This is a genomic window from Paenibacillus sp. CMAA1364 (genome assembly GCF_054373195.1).
Genome location: NZ_JBITNB010000012.1, coordinates 1 through 22,513 on the forward strand (window position 1 = coordinate 1; position 22,513 = coordinate 22,513).

Below are 22,513 nucleotides of genomic sequence, written 5' to 3' on the forward strand. Positions count from 1 at the left end.
TTGCAAAAGTCTGCTTAAAGTAGCGCAGAGGACGGAACGATTTCGTAAAAGCGATTGGAGAAACGGTCCGTTCTCGGAGCGTCCTCTCAGAACACCTAACCTTCTCCTACAAAAAAACAAACGGGGTGCCCCTAGTCATTTTCATGACTTTTGGGACAGCCCCTTTCGCTTGCAGCATAACAAGCACTATATTTAACCCCTGTCAACCAAGATTACATGGTTACAGTTGGTCCCTTTGCACAGATGGGTTACAGAATAATTGACTTCTAACACAACAAAAGCCCTACCTCTCTTTTGTCCTTACGGCTCCAATGACCGTGCCAGTGTGAATCAGATACGTCCTTAAAACTCTACTTCATTAGGGTTTGTAAAAATAGAAATTTCAAACTTCATTTGTGAAGGTTATTCTTCTTGCGAGGAACGCTAGGGGGTTAAAATTTTAAATGCAAAGTTAATCATAACATGAATTGAATTGTATTACAAGCATCCGCTCGAAGAACGAGCGGATGCTCTAATATTGATATTCAATCAATTATTCGGACGCTAATGAGTAACTGTTATTCGTAATTGTAAGTAAATCACGGATGCCAGACGATGCAATGATCTTCTTGTCTTTCGTAATAAAGAGAGCATCTGTATGGTCTAAAGCCTCTATAAATGCTAATCCCTTTTCAATACCTAATGCAAATAATGTGGTTGATAATCCATCAGCATCGATAGAATGATCGGTTAGAATCGTAACACTATTAATTTCATTGACAACGGGAAAACCGGTTTGAGAATCAAGGATATGATGATAATGTTTCCCGTTCTCCATGAAATATCGCTCATACACCCCGGAAGTTACAATGGTCATATTATCGACATGGATATTGCCAATAGGATTACCTCGTGATTCATTCGGATCTTGAATGCCAATTGTCCATTGTTGGTCACCTGGTTTCTTACCCATAGCGAATACGTTACCCCCAAGATCGATAATGGCACTTTTGAACCCTTCAGCTTGTAAATATTCAACGATCTTATCAGCTGCAAACCCTTTGGCAATCGAGCCTAGGTCAAGTGACATCCCTTGTTCAGTTAGATACACTTCATGCTTGTCTGGGTTAAGCTTCACGTTTTTATAATTACTAAGTTCAATAGCTTCCTTAATCTTGTCCATCGGAGGCACCTTTGCACCTTCGTGACCAATATTCCACAAAGAGACTAATGGACCAATAGCCATTTCGAACTTTCCATCAGAACGTACGGAATAATCATACGCAGCAGAGATGACGTGATACGTATCATCAGAGACATGGATAGGCTTGATGCCTGCATTTCGGTTGACTTCGGCAACCTCACTCTGATCATTACTCCGGTTCATTTGGATCTCAATCGTATCAAGAATATCCTTAATATGTTCAAAGTTCTTCTCTGTCGGCTTGCCATCATACACTCTAACTTGAACAATCGTATCGAACACATAGAATGATTTACTTACAGGTTCAACCTTCACATTAGGGGAAGATTTACTGTTTCCACACGCTGACAAGATGACGGTTAGGCATAAAATTAGTAGGAATGGTGCATGTTTGAATGGTTTCATAGGGTTCCCTCATTTCCAGCTCATTTTCGACATGGATTATATCAGATATAATGTTGAAAAGAAAGCGAGCTATCGCATTTGACTGAATATGAATCAAACATTGAAGCTTGTCTGGAAGATAGGTATAATTAAAAAGTATAGATTTCAAACCATTAAAATATAAGGGAGCTATCCATGAAACGCGGAGACCTACTGATTATAACGATCGTTGCTGCTGTGGCTTTATTCTTCCTAGTTCCAAGGTGGTTCCCCGGAGACGCTAGTGAAAACAATCACAATAATATATTGACAGCTGATATTACGTTGAATGGTAAGCTGTACCAGACGATTGATTTGACGAAAGAGGAACAAATCATAGAGATTAAATCTACAAAAGGAACCAATATTATTAAAGTTCATGATTATGGTGTGGAAATGTATGATACGGACTGCCCGGATAAAGTATGTCAGACCTTTGGATTTATTGATCGACCTAAACAAAGTATTATTTGTTTGCCACATCGGGTTATGGTTGAAATTAATGGCATGCAAGATGTAGGAGATGAACCAGATGTCATTGTCAACTGAAGAATCTACTCGTGTATTAAAAAGGATAGTGATCGTGGCGATTTTTGCTGCGGTAGCTGTTGTTCTCAGTATAGTTGAATCGATTATCCCAGTGAATCTTCAAATTCCAGGTGCTAAATTAGGATTAGCAAACATTATGATTCTAACCTGTTTATACTTTTTAAGAGGTAGAGATGCTCTAATGTTGGTTATATTGAAGACGATTATTACAGCATTTATTTTTGGGACATTCAGCAGTATGCTATTTAGCCTATTCGGATCATTATTTAGCTTTATCGTGATGTTCGCAGTGATGAAGTTAGGTCGCAATCAGGTGAGTCTAATTGGCGTGAGTGTCATTGGTGGTGTTGCGCATAACTTCGGTCAGATTACAGCGGCATCCATCGTATTTCAGACCACAAATATATACTATTACTTGCCACTGTTACTATTAACTGGACTAATTACTGGCATACTAGTAGGTATGGCCGTTAAATATTTGGTACCTTCTTTAACAAAGTTATCATTATTTGATGAGTTCCAAAATCAAGGCCAAGCGACCAACAGCCCGTTGGAGAATACAGTTGAACCTATAACTTCGGATAATCGTATAACCACGGCGATACATGGCGTGGGGCATCCAATATTAGAACTACAAGACGTAACGTATGGCTATGACAAGGGCCAGCCTGTTGTGAATGGGATATCACTGAACATTTCACAAGGACAATGGGTGAGTATCGTTGGCGCGAATGGCTCCGGTAAATCTACGCTGGTCAAGCTCTTGAATGCACTTCTTCCCAAAAAGGATGGCATAATAAGAGTCAAGGGGCTCGAATTGCAATCGGATACGGTCGGAGACATCCGCAAGATGATTGGCATGGTCTTTCAGAACCCAGATAATCAGTTTGTGGGAACAACGGTTGAAGATGATATTGTGTTTGGACTTGAGGCCCAATGCTTACCCATTGAAGTGATGGAGGAGAGAGTGAAGACGTATGCAGCTAAGCTTGGCATTTCTGAGCTACTGCATAAACATCCTAGTGAGTTATCAGGCGGTCAAAAGCAACGTGTAGCCATTGCATCGATCTTAAGTATGGAGCCAGAGATTGTAATATTCGATGAGGCTTCTTCCATGCTAGATGAGAAGACCCGGAACGACTTAATGATGATCTTGTCCGATATGCATCAGAGTGGACGGTATACGATCATATCCATTACTCACGATGCGCAGGAGATTGCCGCAACAGGCCGTGCGCTCGTATTACACCAAGGAAAGCTAATTGCTGATATAACACCAACGGAACTATTCCAGAATGAATCTATGCTAGAAATGTGTCACTTGGCAGCACCCTTTGCCTTTAGGCTTAGGAATGATCTGCAAAGGTATGGTGTGGAGATTTCGGTTCCTAATAGCGAAGAGGAGCTTATAGAGACACTATGGCCATTACATTCAAACAAGTGAATTATGAATATGATGCCAACAGTATGTGGAGTCAAGCTGCACTAAAAGAGCTGAATTTGCATATAGAGGCAGGTCAACTAATTGGGATTGCTGGAGCAACTGGCTCGGGCAAGTCAACATTGCTACAGATGTTTAATGGCATATTGAAGCCTACCTCAGGGACGGTACAAGTGCTTGATCATACGTTAGTGGCTGGTGAGAAGTCACCAAAGCTACAGCAATTGCGTAAAAGGGTAGGACTTGTATTTCAATTTCCAGAGCAACAACTATTTGAAGATACGGTTGAAAAGGATCTTTGCTTCGGTCCAATGAACTTTGGAATGAATCTAGAGGAAGCACAGGAAAGTGCGCGTGTCGCCATGGACCAAATGGGGCTAGACCTACAATTACTCTCTCGTAATCCATTTCAACTGAGTGGTGGTCAAATGCGCAAGGTAGCGATAGCTTCCGTACTCGCAATGAATCCGGACCTATTAGTGCTAGATGAACCCACGGCAACGCTAGATCCTGTGAGTCGAGCGGAGCTCATTCAATTATTATATCGTTTGTGTCGTGAAGAAGGTAAAACGATCATCATCGTTACACATCGACTCGATGAGTTATTACCTTATGCAGATCAGTGGCTTATTCTGCAAGATGGTGAAGCTAAGTTTCAAGGGGATGTGAAAGCATTTGTTGCGCAAGCAGATCAAATGGAGTCTTACGGGATTGCTATTCCACAATCTATTCGTTATTGGCGAGCCCTATCTGAAACTTTCGGCTGGTCTGATGAGCAGCCTTGCTTGAGTACTGAGGCTATTTCTGCAAGGATTGCACAGCATTTGAGCATCGATCAGTCTCAAGGAAGAGGTGGATTGATATGAGCGAGAAATTGCTAATCGGCCGAACCATTGATACAGGATCGTGGGTGCATAGTATTGACCCCCGTGCCAAAATGATCGCAATGCTTCTATATGTTGTTATGATCATTATGTCTAACACATGGATCGAGATGGGATGTTTACTCTTATTCTCGCTTGTTATCATAGCATCAACTCGTATTCCACTGAAGTACTATATTCGAGCAGCCAAGCCGCTATGGGTGTTAATGGTGTTTATCTTTATCGTGCAATGCTTAAAGGTAGTAGATAAAGAAGGGCTTGTCCTTATTCGTATTGGCTCTTGGAATTTATACTTTGAAGGGTTTCAACTAGGCTTGTTTGCCGTTCTGAGAATGGTATTTCTTGTATCCTTCACGGCTATTCTTACCTTCACCACAACACCCGGAAGACTTAATCAAGGGCTAGAGGGTGTACTAAAGCCATTTCACTGGATCAGAGTTTCTCCTGATCGACTTACGCTTATGATTAGCATTGCACTTCGATTTATCCCTACAATCTTAGAAGAGACTCAGATCATTCTAAAGGCGCAAGCCTCAAGAGGTGCTGATCTGAAGGAGCTTCCGTGGAAAGAAAAGGGGAAGATGCTCGTCTCTTTACTTGTTCCTGTCACAGTAGGTGCATTTAGAAGAGCTGAAGATCTAGTTCATTCAATGGAATCTAGAGGGTTTCGTGTCAAAGAACCAAGAACGAAATACCATCGATTGGTGTGGAGAAAGAAAGATAGCATATTTATTAGTGTATTTATCATGATGTTGATCATTGTAATATGGATATCCGTGTCATCAAGTGGGGATATTTGGTCGCTCTAAAAAAGTATGGAGATGAAACAGGTTTATGGATTATAAGAAAGTAATGATGAAAGGCAAGCAATTTGGTGAACTCGTCATGTTCTCACATACGTTATTCTCATTACCCTTTGCAGTCATTTCAATGGTCTGGGCTGCTGGAGGGTGGCCGAGTTGGTGGGTAATGTTATGGGGGTTAATGGCATTAATTGCTGCGAGAAATGGAGCGAATGCCTTCAATAGAATAGCTGATCGTTGGTTCGATGAACAGAACCCAAGAACGGCGACAAGGCATCTTCCACAAAAGGTATTACATAAGAAAGAAGTTACCTTATTTGTTATTGTGAATTACATGATATTTATCGTGGCTTCATCCATGTTAAACCCACTCTGTATGATATTATCTCCAGTGGCCATTCTACTAATCACGGTGTATTCATACACCAAACGGTTCACTTGGCTTAGTCATTTGTATCTTGGATTTGTGATTGCATCAGCTCCAATTGGAGCATGGTTCGCTGTAACAGGACAATTCGCCTTTACACCTTTTGTGCTTGGAACAGTTGTCATGTTGTGGATCGCAGGGTTTGACATTATATACGGAACACAGGACATTGAATTCGATCGAGCCCATGGCTTGTGGTCTATTCCAAGTAGCTTCGGGCTGAAGTCTGCACTTTGGATTGCTCGGGGAATGCATATGATTATGTTATTATTGTTACTATTTCTCTATTTCTTCCGAGACTTGGGTTGGATGTATCTGATAGGGTTGGGCATTGCAGCTATCCTATTTATGGTGGAACATGGCATTATACAACCTAGCAAGCCGACATTAATGAAAGTAGCATCCTATCAATTAAATCAAGTCATCAGTATGGTTATTGTCGTCTGTACCTTAATCGACTTCTTCTTCATTATATAGTTGGCAGTTAATGATATGTATACGAAACACCCTCCCCAATCATGTGTTGATGATTGGGGAGGGTGTTTTGTTAGTTGTGCTTATGCTAATAATCTCTTTGACCAAAGTAATCAAGTAAAGCTTGAAGATCTTTATGAGCGGGAAATGACATCAATTGGTTAATGATGGATTGGGCTTGCGCTAAATAGTAACGACTAAGCTCTTCCGTCTGTTCAAGTGCTCCGCATGAACGGATGATATCAATTGCATCATTAATCTCATCCGTCGTAGAAGCCTCATAAATAGATCTGATTGTAGCTGCAATCTCCGGTTTTTGAAGTGCATATATAACAGGCAGAGTGACTTGTCCTTGTATGAGATCGCTACCGCTGGGCTTACCTAGACGATCTGTACTCTGGGTGAAATCAAGGATATCGTCTTGGATCTGAAATGACATGCCGATATGCTCTCCAAATTCATAGAGTAATTGCGCAACCTCCGGATTGGCTTCAGTAGACAAAGCTCCAACACGTAAACATGTAGCCATCAACTGAGCGGTTTTATTACGTGATTTCTCGAGATATTGCTCTAATGTGAAATCGTAATTAAAACGATGCTCGAGTTGCTCATATTCTCCAATGCATAGTTGAGCAGTTGCAATTGCCGATAGATCGTGGACATACTGATCTCGATCTATATTATCGCTAGATAGAAGTTCTATGACCCGTGCTGACATATAACTGCCAATGTAGACAGCTTCGGATACGCCAGTTGAAGTATGCATTGAGGGGTGGCCTCTTCTCGTATCAGACCGATCAATAACATCATCGTGGACAAGAGAGGCTACATGAATGAATTCAGCAGCAGCAGCTAATTGAATCTGTCGCGCTCCAGAACTTGTGGTACCAAATCTGCTTCCTACAATAACCATCAAAGGCCGTACTCGCTTACCACCTGAACGAATGAGAGCAAGAATGTTCTTAGATATAAAGGAGGTAGAGGGAAGATCTTTATCCGATTTGACGATATGCTCAATGGCTCTATTCATACGAGGGAGATTAATGTTTAAGGTCTCATGTAATTTCATATTCTTAACCTACCTGTTCAACGGATGTATAGGTTACATCACGTTGAAATTCTACGTTCAGGTACTGTTCAAAGGTATGAGATAATAACTCGACTTCGGAATCTCCCTCAGCCCATTGGATTTGCCATTTCTTGATGCGCGGTGCTAGGAATGTAATAAGATCGAACTCTTTGTACTGGAGTGCTAGTTGTATATATAAGCTGTATAAATAATCTCCATCTAACACTTTGCGAGTGAGATCTGGATCAGAAAAGTCACAGTTCTTATGACGAATTGTTGCAATATGAAGAACTATATATAGGACTGAAAGATGAAGTCTACGATCGTCCGTTAATTCGTATCTAGTTAACAGAGAAGCTGCGACAAGCATGTCTGCTTCATGTCCATCTAATGAAATCCTAGCTTGGGGTGAGCACTCTATTTGGAGTAAGCGAAAGGTTTCATTCATAAGTTTTGTTTGCATATGATTCACCTCATGGCATCTGTTTTGTGTAAATATAAATACATATCAAATCACTTGATCTATATTTATATTTCCGCAAAGACGGATACTGTCCATGCGGGTCTGTATTAGTTGTGCGAATCATTCTAAAATAATTAGAGTAATGTGCGAACAGCACATTACTCTAATTTACAAAGCTTTGTAGTATATCATATCAATGAATGATTAGATTCAGTCTGTGAATAAATACCATCTTCTAACGAGTGGAATCCTCTTCCAATGTTTCTTCAACCAAGGCAATACGTAGTAGTCAAGACCGAACACGCTTCCTGATCCACCAATCGTTGCAATAGCAGCAGATACATACCATAACATCTCATAAGGAGCCATACCCGAAGTCCATATCATAACACCCATACCGATCGTAGCGATGGATGAAACTGCTGTGAATAGACCTAGCATCAGAAGCGCACCAAATGTAATTTCTGCAAGAACCATTCCAATTTGGAATATCTCTGCTAGCATTGTGTAACCACCATCAGAAGTATAGAAGAATAGATCCATGAACGTGTTCATGATACTCGTAATGAATCCTGGAACAGGTAGTGCCGTTAGTGTCTGTCCAGTACTCTCAACTGCCGAAGCAGCTGTCTGAGCATCTACAGATTGAGCCACATTGCTTACAGCTTCACTTGCAGCAGAAGTAGCATCTGCTAAAGGGGACGGCGGGATTAAGAATATCCGTTTGGGATCTTCTATAATCTTACCAATCTTATTCCAACCTTCTTTAAACCACATGAATCCTACGAATAGACGGAGCGGAACAATCCAGAAGTTAGGTGAACGCTTGGAGAAGTGACCACCAAGGAAGCTTCTACGATTCTCCACGTGGAAGAACTCGTGCATCATGTAAGACCATACTTTGTTAAATCCAGCTACTGTAGATAAGTAGAACAAGTTAATGAAATGCTTAGACATCATAGCCATAAATCCTGTGAGCATGAACATTTTGTTTGGAAGTCCTACATTAGCAACCCCATATTTACTTCCGATGGAGACCATCGTACCGTGAAAAGATGGGTTATAGGATTTCTTAGCTGTTCCCATGACATCAGCATGAATATTATGAGCAATAAGTGGAGCGGCATGCTCTGCATTCTCAACCATTTGAGGTACAGGACGTGTTTCACCTTCCGCAATAAAGAAGATGTTATCTCCAACAACGTACACATTCTCATGATCTAAACTTTGCAGTTTATCGTTAGTTTCGATACGTCTACGACCTTGTTGTTTAACATCAAGTGTACCTACGAGGTCAGAACCTTCAACACCAGCTGTCCAGACAATCGTGCTTGCTGCGACTTCCATATCTCCTAGTTGAACAGCTGCTGGAGCAACACCTGTAATTTTAGCGTTAGTGATAATCTCAACGCCAACCTTACGTAGGTACTTCTCGGACTTAGCAATCAGCTTGTCAGGTAGGATAGGTAGAATCTTAGGAGCCATATCCGCAACGACTAGACGAACATCTTCTGCATCGATATAGAACTCTTTACATAACTCATCACGATACTCAGCCATTTCACCGATTAATTCAACACCTGTAAATCCAGCTCCTACAACTACGAAGGAAAGCTTTGTTTTACGGATAACCGGGTCACTTTCTTTAGCTGCTTCAGTGAACATGGTGCGAATCTGTCTCTTCAAACGCACAGCATCTTCATGAGACCAAAGTGTGAAGGAATTCTCCTCCGCGCCTGGGATTCCGAAGAATGTTGGTTTGCTGCCTGTACCGATAACTAGATAATCATAATCATAGGTTGTAGTGTTGGATGTCAATTGTTTTGATTCAAAGTCAATGTTCTGAATTTCATCAAGAACAATATCCACTTTCTGATTCGCAAAAATCTTCTTGAGATCAATTTTAACTGCATCTTCCGGAGTACGATTCGCAGCAACCTCATGTAATTCAGTTAATAAGGTATGATAGGGATTGCGGTCAATCAGCTGTATTTGAACATCTGTATTATTCTTAAATTTCTTAGCCAATTTCTTTGCGGTGAGGACACCACCGTAACCGCCACCCAATAGAACGATTTTCTTCAAAATGAAAGATCACCTCAATGGTTTGTATTGTGTTTCAATGTATAATAATACCAAGTGTTAAAAGAGATTAACAGTTATTATTTGGCACCTTCAAGTGCTTCTTGAGACAATGTTACGAAGTCAGATACATGAATAGTTACGCCAGAGATTGCATCTGTCTTTCCTTCTTCGTTCAAAGTGATTGCAGCAGGATCTTGTTTCTCGATCAAGAAGTCTTGTGCTGCTTGTGCTTCTTCATGCCATTCAGCAATAGATCCACCATTAGCCTTCATACCATACTTACCTTCGATGGAGTTAGCTTGTTTGTCTTCGCCAGCTTCATTCACACCGCTGAAGAATGCGTAGATAATTTTACCGTTTGCTACAGTAAGATCAACAGTACCCTTCCAACCGGATGTAGCGTCGAATTCTTTAGCCTCTGCATGATAAGAACCATCTTTATAAGTTCCTGGTGCTGCAGGACCTGCATCAAGTGCTTCTTTTGCTAATGTAGCAAGATCATTGACATGAATCGTTACGCCAGAGATCGCATCTGATTTTCCATCGTTATCTAATGTGATAGCAGCAGGATCTTGCTTTTCAATTAGGAATGCTTCTGCTTTTTCTGCTTGCTCATACCACTCAGCACTCGCTTTACCAAATTCCTTCATACCATAGTTACCAGCTTTATCGACAGCTTTCTTATCTGGTCCACCCTTGGAGCTTACGAAGTTCCAATTGGCAGTATCGATTTTGCCATCTTTAACTGTCAATACTACATAAGGTTTCCATCCGCTTTCTTGATCATACGTACCTTCTGCATAATAAGAACCATCTTTATATTGACCTTGTTCTTCGCCAGCGGCTGGTACAACTGTTTCTGTTGCATTACCTTTATCATTGGTATTCTTAGCACCTTCATTGTTGCTTCCGCAAGCTGATAGTACTCCAACCAACATCAAGCTGCATAGAAGAACTGTCCATTTCTTTTTCATGATTACGACCCCCAGTAGTTTTTTGAATACATCTTTTTATTTAAAGAGTGAACCCGGTGAATATTGGGACACTTACAAAAAGCAAAATCAGTTTAGTAGACTTTTGATAATAAAAGGGTAACATGATAAATATCTCAACATATGTGAAATAAATCACTTATAGAGAAATTAATATTTGGAATAAATAATGAATAGCACGCTACATGTAAACTATATCACCATATGTCGAAATAGGGAAGAGTTAAATTACCATAATTTTAGATAAAATCAATGGTTTTCGTTCTTGCAAATGATTGTAAGCGTTTCACTGTAATAGATAAAATGATAGATTTGTTGAATGAATGATTTTAGTAGAAGACACAAATTTTACGAGTTAAAAATAGATTCAAAAACGCTAGTATTTAATTGGTTGTGAAATCGGATTGACAGATGACAGCTTGCGTGTAGAATGGGGACAAAAGAGAGATTTCTTTACTAAGGCAAAACTTGGTGAACTACAATTTCATCTCTACTAAAAAATACCAGGACATAAGAAGGAGTGTTTTCCAATACTTGTAGTAACTAAGCTCAAACAACGTCGGAAATTATCCGTTCAACGAAGGAATCTATCCATTGCGACGGCAGAAGGAACAGCGGCCACTATATTTCAGACGCTTCTAGGAGGCCCCTTTTTAACAGGTTATTTATTGTACCTTGGTGCAGGTTCTGCAGTCATCGGATTCGTGCTTGCGATTTCAACGTTAGTTAACGTATCTCAAATATTTATCGCATTTATGATTCAGAAGTTGGAGAGTCGCAAGTGGATGATGATATTGTTCGTAGCGCTACACAGACTACTGTGGGCGTCGACTGGACTCGTACCTTTTATATTTGATAAAGAATGGTGGGTACCGGCCTTTATTGCTATTTATACATCTGCCTTTATTGCCAATGCTGTTGGAGGCGTCTTATGGTCATCACTGATTAGTGACCTTGTGCCGGCTCGTGTTAGAGGGAGATACTTTGGAATTAGGAACACGGTATTAAATGCATTAGGCGGACTTACGCTCTTTATTGGTGGTAAAATATTGGATAGTAACACTGAGAGTAAAGGGTTTATGATACTCTTTATTATTATATTTATATTTGCATTCATTAATATTGCGACGTTCTTTTTTTATCCGGATTTACCTTTTGAGAAATCTACGGAAAAAAAGCTAATACCCATGATGAAGAAGCCGTTTAAAGATAAGCCATTTATGCGTTCTACGATATTTCTAGCGGGGTGGTTACTTCTTCAGACGATAGTTGTACCGTTATTCTCATATGTCATGCTTGATATATTAAATATTAGTTATCAAACGATTTCTCTTCTAACGATTGTGCAGACGATTGCGATGATGATTAGTTTCTATGTGTGGGGAAATCTAAATGCTAGATTCAGTAATAAGACGTTGTTATTCTGGACGTTACCGATCATAGCAGCTTCTTGTATGGTCTGGGGATTCATCTCCATTCTGCCAACGGTACTCGTGTTGATGGTTTCACATATTTTGTTAGGTGTCGGTTCAGGTGGATTCAACCAAATGGTCTTTAATTTCACGATTGGAGATACACCTAAGAGTGAACGGCCTATGTTTATTGCCATGTACTCTGCAATTACAGGGCTTACATGTTTCCTTGGTCCAATGATCGGCGGACAAATATTCAAAGTGATCAAAGTGTTTCCAGTTGCCATTCAACAGTATGGTTTGCAGAGCTTGGTAGGAACCCTTATGCTCGTTGTCGCACTTACGTTCGGAAAGAAAATACTCAAAGACGCGTAATTCAATTATCTTGTGAAGTCTTGCTCTAAAAACGAAGTGTATGCTTTCGAAGTAAGTTTTTAACGAAGTATATCTTGTGAAGTCTTGCTCTAAAAACTTTTAGGAGGTAACCAAACATGGGGGTTGAGGCGGTTGTATTAGGCGGGTCTGGATTAGTGGGTGGTAACGTTGTTGAACAATTGTTACAACGGGAAGAATATGATGTCGTGAAGCTTCTGGTAAGAACACCACTCCACATCTCACATCCGAAGCTATCGCAGACTATTATTGATTGGGATATATTGGATCAATATGATGAGGTATTTACCAATGTGAGGGACGTATATTGTTGCTTGGGAACCACCATTAAGAAGGCGGGTTCCCAACAACAATTCCGTAAAGTAGACTTTGATTATATTGTTCTTGCGGCACAGCTAGCCAGAGCTAAGGGCGTAAGTCAGTATCTAGCCATCTCCGCCATGGGAGCGAATCCCGCATCACGTCTGTTCTATAATCGGACGAAAGGAGAGACGGAGGAAGCACTGTGCGCAATAGGAATCCCCAGTCTGCACTTGTTCCGTCCCTCTCTTCTGCTAGGTACACGTGATGAGAAACGGATTGGTGAAGAGTTAGGTAGTAGATTCATGACTACATTCGACTTTCTCTTTCAAGGAAAAGCTGCAAAGTATCGCGCTATTCCAGCTGAAGTCGTAGCCAGAGCGATGATAAACATGGCACTAAATGGACCTCCAGGTACACATGTGTATTCCAATGATGTTATTCATGCCATTGGATTGAATTAATTACGATCGCGATTACGTACAAAGAATAACCAGACGCTATAGAAGAATAAGATGACTGACAGGATGCAGGCAGCTAAGAACACTTGCTCATGTGACTTCTGCTCCATAGCGATGGCTATATATGCCCATACGAATACTAATGGGAATACACTATCTCGGTAAGGTGAGCTCACCATGATGCATAACACAGCACCAACACAGAGCATAATAACAGCCCAAGTGGTCTCTTCTAAGCCGAATCCACCCCAGTTATTTTTGGTGAGAGCGATAGAAATATTTAGAATCGTGGCGACACTGATCCAGCTTAGGTAAAGAGTAAATGGTAGTTGTACAAGCCAATATTCAATAATTGTAGGACGAGTTAGTCTGCGTGTACGTCTATACAAGACAATGAGTGTAAGCAATAAGAAGATCATAGCTAACACAGAGAGCTCTATGTAGAGGTACTGCCATAATAATAGCCACACGATATTGATTATACAGCTCAGCGTGAACCAAATGCCGATGACCTGAACAGATTCGCGATGTGCATTATACTGTCTGAATTGATAATAAATGAATCCTGCTAACAGAATGTAAATGAGGGACCAGATCGAAAAGGCATATCCAGCGGGTGTTAAATAGGTGGGGTACATGTCAGATACATCGCTAGTTGTTCTTCCGCCAAGAAGCGTTGTGTTTGCTAATGCATTGATAGCAATCATAGCTAGGAATGAAATCAGGTTCCACCACTTGTAAGGATTAGTTCTCATCATCATTATTGGCCTCCTTGTGAATTCATAATGGTTAGATATCTTACAACTTGTATACTTATATCTAATCTATACCCATAATTGTAAGAATAGTATTCATCTCGTCCGATTTTTTGGAGTTAATCACCTGATATGATTGTTGTTTGGTTGTTATTGATTCTATGCGTATGTTATAATGGACAGTGCGTTTCTAATATGATTCATGAATTAATCAATTCGTGTGAACAGACTACAAACCCACCCTTGGAAAGTAAGCATTAGGTGGGTTTTTTTACATTATAAGTCCAACAATAACTTGATGTGATGGTAATAAAAATATGTGCGTAGTGAAACGGTAGGAGACAACGATGAATCAACCGCTATTTGGCGTATGGTTAGGCGATGTATTTTTTTGTTTTTCAGGTGAGGTGTCTGAACCAAGAGTGGATGCCTGGAGGAAAGTAGTGAAACAGTTCGAATGGAAGGATGGCACCCGACCGTTCGGTAATGGGGTACTAAGATTAGCTGAACTTCGATATCCATCCACTACTGTGAACCTCAAAGCTACGAATAGACGAGGCGAAAGACGTCAATTGATGGGTAGGACGTTAGAAGGTCTTGCCCTTTCGCCACAAGATGCGTTTCTCATGTTATTAGCATGGGATGATGAGGCTTGTCTTGCGCAAGGGATACAACCTGGTGCTGAAATGAACTATTGGGTGATGGTGGCTCGCTTTGCGTTGGAATTGCTACTTCATGGTGGCATTGCACCAGGTACAGCACCACTGATTACGCCAGGGGCTCGTAGACGTGTAAGCGAGCAGATTGTCACGGCTCGTTGGATGCCTAGGTTGAAAGGCAAAAGAGAGGTAGAGCGCTTCTTGCAATTGGCGGCATCGATGCCACCACTTGCCTTTGGTGTTCCTGCATTTGCGGGATTACAGACGAAGGAGGAAGCTGGTGCTGCAGTACTGCATTCCTTTTTAAGTGCAATTACTCATATGGAGATTAAAGATGTGATACAAGGAATAGAAGCCAAACTTACTCGCTATATGGCTAATTACCGTAGAGGGTATTCTCCACTAGCTGAATTGTGGTGGGATGGGCTATTGACAGTGAGTCGTGATATTTCGATTCAAGGGTCACCTGGGGAGGTGGGAGAATTAATCCAATCCGTATCTGTGATAGGCGGTACTTCTGTTCCTAGCTTTGGGCAAGAAGAGGATGATGATGATGATTCACTACAGCAGGGAAGTCTGAGCTTAGGTATCCGAATGGAGCCTAGCATAGTTGGGGATGAACAACGTTGGTATGTGTCCTTCTGGGCGGAGATACAAGACGATTATGGGACATGGTTGCCTGCAAGCTTCATCTGGGGTAGGTCTCTTAATGAACTTGAGATCAGAGGAAGACAATATCATGCGATTCAAGAACAATTTCTAATCTTGTTAGGTGAAGCATCACTTCTATCTTCTGACATCCGTGATGCTATGGCGTTCCCTGCGCCAGAAGGTGTGGATCTCACACCGGAACAATTATTCTCTTTTGTACGAGAAGTTGTACCATTATTAACGGCATCTGGGGTTAGCGTTCAACTTCCTTCTCGTTGGAGTAAAGACCGCAGACGTGTTGGTGTATCCCTTAAGATGATTCAATCAGATGCAACGGAGAATACAGAGAATATGCCTTCATCTCTTGGAATGGATCATTTAATATCATTTGAAGTGGAAGCTGCGCTGGGTGGAATAACCCTTACGTTAGAAGAAATGACGAAGTTAGCTGAAGCCAACGTACCCTACGCAGAATTTAGGGGCGAGTGGATTGAAGTAGATCTCAAAGAAATACGTCAGGTACTTCGATATATTAAACGTCATGAACAAGGTCAGATGGAAATATCCGATTGGATGCACCTAACTGCTGAAGATAGCGATGAGCGGTTGTGGAAGGGTCTATCCATAATGAATATGCAAACCATAGGCATGTTATCCTCTCTTCTCGATGGAACGAATTCTAGAAGTGTGCCGGTTAGACCTATTCCGCAATCGCTTCATGGTGTATTACGTCCTTATCAGGAACGTGGATACCAATGGCTTGCTGCCATGAGAGATCTGGGGTTCGGCGTATGTTTGGCTGATGATATGGGGCTTGGGAAGACCGTTCAAGTGATTACATGTATTCTTGAAAGATTGCCTGAACAGACTCGACCTGTGCTTATTGTGTGCCCCACATCCTTACTTGGGAACTGGCAACGTGAGTTACAGCGCTTCGCACCAGATATGTCTATCTATATCCATCATGGGAATAAACGTTTGCACGGTGAAGAATTTCTAGAACAAGTGACACAACATAATATCATCCTGACGACATATCATCTATGTGGGAGAGATGGTGTGGACTTAGCACAGGTGTTATGGGATGCAATCGTACTAGATGAAGCGCAATATATTAAGAATTATCGAACGAAGCAAGCGCAAAGTGTAATGAAGTTATCTGCTACACATCGTATTGCTATGACAGGAACACCTGTAGAGAACCGTGTGCTAGAGTTATGGTCGATATTTCAATTTCTAAATCCAGGATATTTAGGAACCTCATCCTCATTCCGTCAACGTTATACAGGAGATGTTGATCCGAAACAGTTACACGAATTGCATAAATTAGTATCACCCTTTATGCTTCGCAGGCTAAAGAGTGATCCAGACATTGCGAAGGATTTACCGGAGAAGATTGAATTGAAATCGTATTGTACGTTAACAGATGTACAGGGAGCGATGTATCAAGCGGTTGTGGATCAGATGTTAATGCAGATTGAGCAGCGTACAGGAATCGCTAGGAAGGGTCTAGTCTTATCCTCACTGACTAAGCTAAAACAGATCTGTGATCACCCTCTACTGTTAGGTAAGGAGGAGACTCGCCCTACAAAAGCTGAGGCTTCGGGTAAGATGGAACGTTTGTTGGAGTTACTGGACAGTATTGAAGAGATTGGCGAATCAGCGTTAATCTTCACTCAATATGTCTCGATGGGACATTTGCTTGTAGCGCGACTAGCGGCAAGGTATGGCAAAGCACCTGCCTTCTTACATGGGGGTGTACTGAAGCAAGAACGAGATGAAATGGTTCGGTCATTTCAAGAGGGAGAGGGAACAACATTCCTCGTGCTTTCGTTAAAAGCTGGTGGTGTAGGTCTTAATCTAACACGTGCTAATCATGTGTTTCATTATGATCGTTGGTGGAATCCCGCAGTGGAGAACCAAGCGACAGATCGCGTATTCCGTATTGGACAACATAAGAATGTTCATGTTCATAAATTGATCTGCCAAGGGACATTAGAAGAACGAATAGATGAACTTATTGAGAATAAGAAGTCGCTGTCAGAACAGGTAGTGGGATCCGGGGAGACGTGGTTAACAGAGATGTCAGATCATGAACTGAAAGACCTCATTGCTCTACAAGGCGAAGATTGGATGTAAGTATAAGAATAATTAGAAGAGGTGATGTACTCGATCATCAGGAAAAGGAGGGGGAAGTGTGTTAGAAGCTCAAATGCAGTTGGATGTACGTCCAGGATTGTTGACTGGCACGTATGTTGTATCTTCAGATGAATTATCCGATCATAACAGTCATGAATGGAGCATCACAACGGAAGTGATTTCTTCCCAAATGAAACAAGAGATTGTTACGGGACTAACGGAGAATGCGCATGATGTGTATGGTCTGCTTGGCGGAGAGACTCCTTCATGGCTGCAGACCTTATTACCTTCACCTATCCGTATATTTCTTGGAGAAGCTACCTGTACGTGTGGGGATGTGAACTGTGCATATGTGGTATCCATGCAGTCCTATGCTTCCAGACAACTTGATGATAATCCATTGATGATGATGTCACTTCTAGGATTGTCTCGAAAAGAATTGTTGTCCGATATCTTTCGTGCTTGGTCTACCCTAAAGGAATCTAAGACGAAAGAGATCGCTACAATGGAGGCTTCGCTTACGAAAGAGAAAGAAAAGCAAGGTCCAACACCGGCAGATTGGCTTGCAGAAGCGGCTGAGCAGGGACGATTGCATGATCCTGGCGCTCTTTATAAAGATATGACAATCAACCTTTCACCTCCAGACGATTCAGAACTACATGCAGATGATTGGACCCCATTACTTGAAGGTGTTCCGGGTGTACAAAAGGCACTCCGATTAATTATAAAAAAGACTGCTGATCATGCAGAGAAACGACGTAAAACATCGTTTAAGGAATAGAATGGACCATGCATATGCAAGAAATATCGTGTATGATGAAGTAATCAACAGAAGTGAAAATATTGAATTGAAACTCATAGATATGAAAGATGCTACTGAGAGGAGAATTTGTATGAAATTACAGATATGGCAATTGAAGCACTGGTGCTATGTGCTTGCACCAGTGATGATAACATCTAGTCTCCTTCTTGCGGGCTGTCAATCTGAAACAGGAGGCTCTGCTCAAGAAGAGGGACAAGCATTACAGGCGGCACCTGTAGGTCAAGGGGATCAACAGGAAGTAATCCAAGGTGGACAAGCGGTCGATCCGGTAATGGCGAAGCGCAATGAAAATTCGTTGCAGGCGACAGTGAATGAATTAGATGGTGAATCAATCGTAACGAATCCCCAAGCGGTCACGGTCATTGTAAATAAACAGCGGCGTCTTCCAGAAGGGTATGAACCGCAAGATCTTGTAGAACCGGATGTACCCTTTTCATTTGATGGACCGCATGAGAAACGGATGATGCGTAAAGAAGCTGCGGAAGCTTTAGAGAAGTTGTTTGCTAGAGCGCAATCCGAAGGTATTGAGTTGCGGGCTGTATCGGGGTACCGTTCCTATGCACGACAGAAGGTCATTTATGATACGAATGTTCGCAATAGAGGTAAGGAAGAAGCTTCTCGAGTTAGTTCCGCACCAGGGCATAGTGAACATCAGACGGGTCTCACGATGGACCTCTCTAGTCCGAGTGTAGGCAATGCCCTAGAACAGACTTTCGGACAGACAGAAGAAGGCAAGTGGTTAGCAGAACATGCACCAGAGTATGGTTTCGTCATTCGATATTTAGAAGACGCTGAAGATAAGACGGGGTATATCTATGAACCGTGGCATATTCGATATTTCGGTACGGATCTTGCACCAGCAATAGATGCAAGTACTTTAACGGTGGAAGAATACTTTGATGAGAGCAATATTAAGTTATAACAGCGCAACCTATGTGATAAATATAAGTATAATAAAAGAAACAGTAAACCTATGGCATCTGATACGCCTTTGGCTACTGTTTCTTTTTTATTTGGTCACATGAGTCTGACTTCCCAATACACCAAATGCTTCAAGTAAGAAGCGAGATGGATCGACAGCCTTGCCATGATGTTGTTGAGGTGAGGTGATATAAAGTCTCTCCTTCGCCCGAGTTACAGCTACATAAGCTAAGCGTCGTTCCTCTTCAAGTGCCGAGATAGCGAGGCTAGCATCGGTTATCTTGGGATGTGTCGCTCTCATCTCTTGTGTAGGCTTGTCTCTAAGAACAGTACTATGTGGAAGGACGCCCTCACTTGCACCAATCCAGTAGACTTGGCGATATTCCATACCTTTGGCTCGATGTATGGTTAGTAATTGTACTGCTTGACCTACATCATCATTGCGATGTGCCTGCATTTGGTTGTGACGTAACGTTAATTCGTCAGCATGAGCTATGAATAGTTCAACGCTATTGAAGTGCGTAGCAGCGCTCTCTAGCTCATCCAGACTGTCTGTTATGGTCTCCTTATATTGCGTATGAAGAAGGGGGTCGCCAGCTTCTAGATACTTATCATAGAAAATACGTCTCATTTCTTGAATGGCGTACAATGGCTTTAGTGATGCAAGCTTCTTGATTAATTTAATTCGATCCCTCACGGCTTCTCGTTGAAAAGGTTTGAGCCGATCCCAATGAGAAAGATGAATGAGAGGGTACTTCTTGGATTGTTTCTTCTCTTGTTCCATTACATAATTCATGCCTTCTTCGCGTGGTATATATAGTGGGCCTAGAGCACTTGAAAAGGCATCCTTACACCGCGGGTTAATAGATAATCTTAAATGATCCATCAATGTTCTGATCATTGTCTGCTCGTAGAATACCGTACTATTACCGTGTTGGATAAACGGAATTCCGCGAAGGAGTAGTTGTTCTAACATGGAACGACTACTGCTAGCCGTACGATGGAGAATAGCAATCTCTGAATAAGAGACTTGTCCCAGTCGCACTTGTTCTTCGATATGATTGGCAACAAAGCATGCCTCATCTTCTACTGTCGCAGGAGAAGCATAATAAGGAGCATGACCTTCCGCTCCTGCGGCAACAAGTTGCTTGGGACGTCTGAATTGATTATGTGATATCAGTGACGTACCAAGACCCAAGATTCTTGAATCACTTCGATAGTTAATCGGTAGCGTGATGATGGTAGCCTTAGGATATACTTGATCGAAATGTAGAACGGATTCCTGCTTCGCACCATTAAAGGAATAAATGGTCTGATCATCATCACCAACTACCATGAGATTATGATGTGCAGCAGATAATCGTTGAACGATATCATATTGAACAGTGTTGGTATCTTGAAATTCATCGACCATGACGTAGGTGAACCGCGACTGGAGTTGACTCAATGTGGATGCATCTTGTAGCAAGGATGTTGTATGTAATAAAATATCATCGAAGTCCCATTGATTACGGCCTTGTTTCCATTCTTCATACGTAAGGAGGATATGCTTAATCCTTTTTTCTTCTTCGGTAGAAGAAGGTAGATCCTTCGGCCATTCTCCTCTCATCTTCCATGAGGATAATGCAGATAAGAGTGTCTCAGGTTCATAAGTGCCACCTAGTTGTAGCCGACGAAGTATGATCTTCATGATCGTATGTCTAGTTGAGAAGTCGCTAAGGATTTGTTCTTGTTGACCAGACTGTCGCAATAAGGATAATCCAAAGGAATGGAATGTACGAGCTTGTACGGAACGTGCCGCAGCAGATGAAATACAAGAAATGTTCGCGATTCTACCCTTAATCTCTGCGGCTGCTTTACTCGTGAACGTGACCAACAATATTTGAGAAGCGGGAACCCCGAGCACCGCTATTAAATAACCTGTTCGTGCAGCCAATACTGTTGTCTTCCCACACCCAGCACCAGCCAGTGTCAATAGTGGTCCCTGACCATGACGTACCGCTTCGATCTGAGGACCGTTGAGGTAAATCCCTTGTTGCTCAAGGTTGCGGAAATAGAATGCATCCTTCATTGGTTCAAGTACGAGATCTACACTTGTCGTTGTGGGTGCATATAATGTCTTGGGTAGTGGTGTGGAAATAGGCACGCCAGCCGGATGCGATTGGTATGTGGTGCTTAATTGTGTCAATTACGGCCTACCTTTCTGAACTGTATAGGAGATACCCTTTCACAATCCAACTATAAATTTGTTATGATAGAGTCAGAAATACTTGTTCTGGTTAAAAAGAAGATCAGTAATACTCATTATAACGCTAATCAGAAGAGGAAAGGCAAATCCTCATGATGTTAATAGCAAAAGATAGAGCATCTTTATTTATGCTGAATGTTATGAAGTGTGAATAAGTATAGTTATCGTCATTTAAATGAAGAAGGAGCTATGATATGGATATTATGGATCGTATTAAAAGTGGAGCTAATCGAGTAACCCAGAAAGCTCAAAACATGGTAGAAGTCAACAAAATCAAAAGTCATATCACCGAAATTGAAAGAGCATTAGATATTTACTTTTTGCAGATGGGAAAAGTATTCTACAGTGGCTATCAAACGGATGACATGAGTGTCGCTGAGGTGGAAATTGTTAGATTATCGAAAGAATGTGATACGCTAACGGAGGAAATTGAATTGCATCGTCAACGTATAGCGGAATTACAGAATGAAAGAATGTGTCCATGTGGTCACATGGTGGAACTGAATGTGAATTATTGTCCACATTGTGGCACAAAGTTGTCTGAAAGTGAAGCGATGGATAAGCAGGAGAAGGTCGTCGCAGCCAAGAAAGAGTCTATAAGACATGAAGATTTGGAAATACTAAGTGTGAATGATGTAGATCATATTCTGGAAGAGCCTTATGAAGAGATAGTAGAGAAGCAACCACAGGATATAGATCGTGAACGAAAGCAAGCTGAGGTGCTAGAGCGTGAGCGTGAGAGACAATTAGAACTGGATCGTCGTATTCGTTATTGGAAAGGGCAAGATGGCGAAGAATCGACAGTGAAGCAAGATAGTGAAGAAGCTGTGGATACATTTAAATGTCAAATTTGTGCTGTTGATTTACCTGTAGGGTCGAAGTGGTGTGCGCGTTGTGGTGCGGAACAGATCTAAATAAGAATGGTTAAATGAATTCGATGATCGCAATTGTAATGGCA

At 41.5% G+C, this 22,513-nt stretch carries 18 protein-coding genes; 11 read left to right on the forward strand and 7 right to left on the reverse strand.

Annotated elements, in window-relative coordinates; translation table 11 throughout:
* Nucleotides 1-532: 532 nt before the first annotated feature.
* The gene (locus tag ACH8E3_RS09370) at nucleotides 533-1,588 is read right to left on the reverse strand and encodes an FAD:protein FMN transferase (protein WP_458632366.1); all 1,056 of its coding nucleotides are present in this window, start codon (nucleotides 1,586-1,588) and stop codon (nucleotides 533-535) included.
* 174 nt (nucleotides 1,589-1,762) lie between these two features.
* Here ACH8E3_RS09370 and ACH8E3_RS09375 point away from each other — a divergent pair, with 174 nt between their 5' ends.
* Genes ACH8E3_RS09375 through ACH8E3_RS09395 form a run of 5 tightly spaced genes read left to right on the forward strand, consistent with a single transcriptional unit; the run spans nucleotide 1,763 to nucleotide 6,187 of the window.
* A complete protein-coding gene (locus ACH8E3_RS09375; RefSeq protein ID WP_458632367.1) occupies nucleotides 1,763-2,155 on the forward strand; it encodes a NusG domain II-containing protein in 393 nt (130 codons plus the stop codon).
* Nucleotides 2,139-3,599, forward strand: a complete 1,461-nt coding sequence (locus ACH8E3_RS09380; protein WP_458632368.1) for a Gx transporter family protein — start codon at nucleotides 2,139-2,141, stop codon at nucleotides 3,597-3,599. Before ACH8E3_RS09375 ends, ACH8E3_RS09380 begins: the two co-directional genes overlap by 17 nt.
* 23 nt (nucleotides 3,600-3,622) lie before the next feature.
* Nucleotides 3,623-4,462 (forward strand): ATP-binding cassette domain-containing protein, encoded by an 840-nt coding sequence (locus ACH8E3_RS09385; RefSeq protein ID WP_458632424.1) that lies wholly within the window; start codon nucleotides 3,623-3,625, stop codon nucleotides 4,460-4,462.
* Complete coding sequence (locus tag ACH8E3_RS09390; protein ID WP_458632369.1) at nucleotides 4,459-5,289, forward strand: energy-coupling factor transporter transmembrane component T family protein; 831 nt, start codon at nucleotides 4,459-4,461, stop codon at nucleotides 5,287-5,289. Before ACH8E3_RS09385 ends, ACH8E3_RS09390 begins: the two co-directional genes overlap by 4 nt.
* A gap of 25 nt (nucleotides 5,290-5,314) precedes the next feature.
* Nucleotides 5,315-6,187 (forward strand): UbiA-like polyprenyltransferase, encoded by an 873-nt coding sequence (locus ACH8E3_RS09395; RefSeq protein ID WP_458632370.1) that lies wholly within the window; start codon nucleotides 5,315-5,317, stop codon nucleotides 6,185-6,187.
* Nucleotides 6,188-6,272: 85 nt separating this feature from the next.
* Here the strand turns inward: ACH8E3_RS09395 and ACH8E3_RS09400 are convergent, their stop codons facing one another.
* From ACH8E3_RS09400 to ACH8E3_RS09415, 4 genes are all read right to left on the reverse strand, one after another.
* A complete protein-coding gene (locus tag ACH8E3_RS09400) occupies nucleotides 6,273-7,253 on the reverse strand; it encodes a polyprenyl synthetase family protein (protein ID WP_458632371.1) in 981 nt (326 codons plus the stop codon).
* Between the two features lie 4 nt (nucleotides 7,254-7,257).
* Nucleotides 7,258-7,716: a hypothetical protein gene (locus tag ACH8E3_RS09405; RefSeq protein ID WP_458632372.1), complete on the reverse strand. Its 459-nt coding sequence runs from the start codon at nucleotides 7,714-7,716 to the stop codon at nucleotides 7,258-7,260.
* 210 nt (nucleotides 7,717-7,926) lie between these two features.
* Complete coding sequence (locus tag ACH8E3_RS09410; protein WP_458632373.1) at nucleotides 7,927-9,801, reverse strand: FAD-dependent oxidoreductase; 1,875 nt, start codon at nucleotides 9,799-9,801, stop codon at nucleotides 7,927-7,929.
* A gap of 77 nt (nucleotides 9,802-9,878) precedes the next feature.
* On the reverse strand, nucleotides 9,879-10,775 hold the full coding sequence (locus ACH8E3_RS09415) for an FMN-binding protein (protein WP_458632374.1): 897 nt from the start codon (nucleotides 10,773-10,775) through the stop codon (nucleotides 9,879-9,881).
* A 548-nt stretch (nucleotides 10,776-11,323) separates the two neighbouring features.
* On the opposite strand from ACH8E3_RS09415, the gene ACH8E3_RS09420 reads away from it, so the two are divergent.
* Both ACH8E3_RS09420 and ACH8E3_RS09425 read left to right on the forward strand, forming a co-directional pair.
* Nucleotides 11,324-12,580: an MFS transporter gene (locus ACH8E3_RS09420; RefSeq protein WP_458632425.1), complete on the forward strand. Its 1,257-nt coding sequence runs from the start codon at nucleotides 11,324-11,326 to the stop codon at nucleotides 12,578-12,580.
* A gap of 116 nt (nucleotides 12,581-12,696) precedes the next feature.
* Complete coding sequence (locus tag ACH8E3_RS09425) at nucleotides 12,697-13,362, forward strand: NAD(P)H-binding protein (RefSeq protein ID WP_458632375.1); 666 nt, start codon at nucleotides 12,697-12,699, stop codon at nucleotides 13,360-13,362.
* Here the strand turns inward: ACH8E3_RS09425 and ACH8E3_RS09430 are convergent.
* Complete coding sequence (locus ACH8E3_RS09430) at nucleotides 13,359-14,117, reverse strand: tryptophan-rich sensory protein (protein WP_458632426.1); 759 nt, start codon at nucleotides 14,115-14,117, stop codon at nucleotides 13,359-13,361. The two genes, ACH8E3_RS09425 and ACH8E3_RS09430, sit on opposite strands and share 4 nt — an antisense overlap.
* A 344-nt stretch (nucleotides 14,118-14,461) precedes the next feature.
* Between ACH8E3_RS09430 and ACH8E3_RS09435 the strand changes: the two genes are divergently transcribed.
* The 3 genes from ACH8E3_RS09435 (at nucleotide 14,462) to ACH8E3_RS09445 (ending at nucleotide 19,308) form a co-directional block, all read left to right on the forward strand.
* Complete coding sequence (locus ACH8E3_RS09435) at nucleotides 14,462-17,563, forward strand: DEAD/DEAH box helicase (RefSeq protein WP_458632376.1); 3,102 nt, start codon at nucleotides 14,462-14,464, stop codon at nucleotides 17,561-17,563.
* Nucleotides 17,564-17,621: 58 nt separating this feature from the next.
* A complete protein-coding gene (locus ACH8E3_RS09440) occupies nucleotides 17,622-18,344 on the forward strand; it encodes a hypothetical protein (RefSeq protein ID WP_458632377.1) in 723 nt (240 codons plus the stop codon).
* A gap of 112 nt (nucleotides 18,345-18,456) precedes the next feature.
* Nucleotides 18,457-19,308 (forward strand): M15 family metallopeptidase, encoded by an 852-nt coding sequence (locus ACH8E3_RS09445; RefSeq protein ID WP_458632378.1) that lies wholly within the window; start codon nucleotides 18,457-18,459, stop codon nucleotides 19,306-19,308.
* Nucleotides 19,309-19,395: 87 nt separating this feature from the next.
* On the opposite strand, the gene ACH8E3_RS09450 is transcribed toward ACH8E3_RS09445, so the two are convergent.
* The gene (locus ACH8E3_RS09450) at nucleotides 19,396-21,495 is read right to left on the reverse strand and encodes an ATP-dependent helicase (protein ID WP_458632379.1); all 2,100 of its coding nucleotides are present in this window, start codon (nucleotides 21,493-21,495) and stop codon (nucleotides 19,396-19,398) included.
* Between the two features lie 254 nt (nucleotides 21,496-21,749).
* Between ACH8E3_RS09450 and ACH8E3_RS09455 the strand changes: the two genes are divergently transcribed.
* A complete protein-coding gene (locus ACH8E3_RS09455; RefSeq protein WP_458632380.1) occupies nucleotides 21,750-22,469 on the forward strand; it encodes a zinc ribbon domain-containing protein in 720 nt (239 codons plus the stop codon).
* Nucleotides 22,470-22,513: the final 44 nt, after the last annotated feature.

What these genes read in the sequence shown, in the direction of transcription:
- ACH8E3_RS09370 (WP_458632366.1), bottom strand. Translation starts at nt 1,588, where the DNA reads ATGAAACCATTCAAACATGCACCATTCCTACTAATTTTATGCCTAACC.
- ACH8E3_RS09375 (WP_458632367.1), top strand. Translation starts at nt 1,763, where the DNA reads ATGAAACGCGGAGACCTACTGATTATAACGATCGTTGCTGCTGTGGCT.
- ACH8E3_RS09380 (WP_458632368.1), top strand. Translation starts at nt 2,139, where the DNA reads ATGTCATTGTCAACTGAAGAATCTACTCGTGTATTAAAAAGGATAGTG.
- ACH8E3_RS09385 (WP_458632424.1), top strand. Translation starts at nt 3,623, where the DNA reads ATGTGGAGTCAAGCTGCACTAAAAGAGCTGAATTTGCATATAGAGGCA.
- ACH8E3_RS09390 (WP_458632369.1), top strand. Translation starts at nt 4,459, where the DNA reads ATGAGCGAGAAATTGCTAATCGGCCGAACCATTGATACAGGATCGTGG.
- ACH8E3_RS09395 (WP_458632370.1), top strand. Translation starts at nt 5,315, where the DNA reads ATGGATTATAAGAAAGTAATGATGAAAGGCAAGCAATTTGGTGAACTC.
- ACH8E3_RS09400 (WP_458632371.1), bottom strand. Translation starts at nt 7,253, where the DNA reads ATGAAATTACATGAGACCTTAAACATTAATCTCCCTCGTATGAATAGA.
- ACH8E3_RS09405 (WP_458632372.1), bottom strand. Translation starts at nt 7,716, where the DNA reads ATGCAAACAAAACTTATGAATGAAACCTTTCGCTTACTCCAAATAGAG.
- ACH8E3_RS09415 (WP_458632374.1), bottom strand. Translation starts at nt 10,775, where the DNA reads ATGAAAAAGAAATGGACAGTTCTTCTATGCAGCTTGATGTTGGTTGGA.
- ACH8E3_RS09425 (WP_458632375.1), top strand. Translation starts at nt 12,697, where the DNA reads ATGGGGGTTGAGGCGGTTGTATTAGGCGGGTCTGGATTAGTGGGTGGT.
- ACH8E3_RS09430 (WP_458632426.1), bottom strand. Translation starts at nt 14,117, where the DNA reads ATGATGAGAACTAATCCTTACAAGTGGTGGAACCTGATTTCATTCCTA.
- ACH8E3_RS09435 (WP_458632376.1), top strand. Translation starts at nt 14,462, where the DNA reads ATGAATCAACCGCTATTTGGCGTATGGTTAGGCGATGTATTTTTTTGT.
- ACH8E3_RS09445 (WP_458632378.1), top strand. Translation starts at nt 18,457, where the DNA reads ATGAAATTACAGATATGGCAATTGAAGCACTGGTGCTATGTGCTTGCA.
- ACH8E3_RS09455 (WP_458632380.1), top strand. Translation starts at nt 21,750, where the DNA reads ATGGATATTATGGATCGTATTAAAAGTGGAGCTAATCGAGTAACCCAG.